Below are 394 nucleotides of genomic sequence, written 5' to 3'. Positions count from 1 at the left end.
GCACCGAGGCCCCGGCCATGGCCGAGAGCAGGATCAGCGCCAAGGTCGCGGCCACCCCGATCTGTCCACCCACGGCAATGAAGAGGGCGATTTCGATCAGCGGCAACAGCACGAAGATCAGCAAGGCAGGCACGGGCAATCCCTTTCGTTAACCTGCGCCCCGCTGCCGCATCTCGTGCGGTAGACATAGGGCGCGACGCACCCTACATAAGCAACGATCGTATGAAACCAAGGCCGCACGCCCCCGAGGACATGATGGATTCCGCCGTGATACAACTTCTGGTTCTCGCCGGCATTGCCGTATTCCTGATCCTGAAGCTACGCTCGGTGCTGGGAACGCGCGACGGCTACGAGCGTCCGCCCGAGCCCGCACCCGGTCCCGCAAGCCCCGCAC

Annotated in this window: 1 protein-coding gene; it reads right to left on the bottom strand. The window is 64.2% G+C overall.

Features of this window, described 5'->3' with window-relative positions; genetic code table 11:
- The coding region (locus BTA51_RS30980) for an FxsA family protein (protein ID WP_371333258.1) at positions 1–112 on the bottom strand (112 nt) is incomplete at its 3' end.
- Positions 113–394 lie beyond the last annotated feature (282 nt).

Source organism: Hahella sp. CCB-MM4 (assembly GCF_002260525.1).
In the GTDB taxonomy this organism is placed as follows: Bacteria; Pseudomonadota; Gammaproteobacteria; order Pseudomonadales; family Oleiphilaceae; genus Hahella.
Note: the sequence above shows the minus strand (reverse complement) of the source record. Positions and strands in the feature narration are given on the sequence as shown.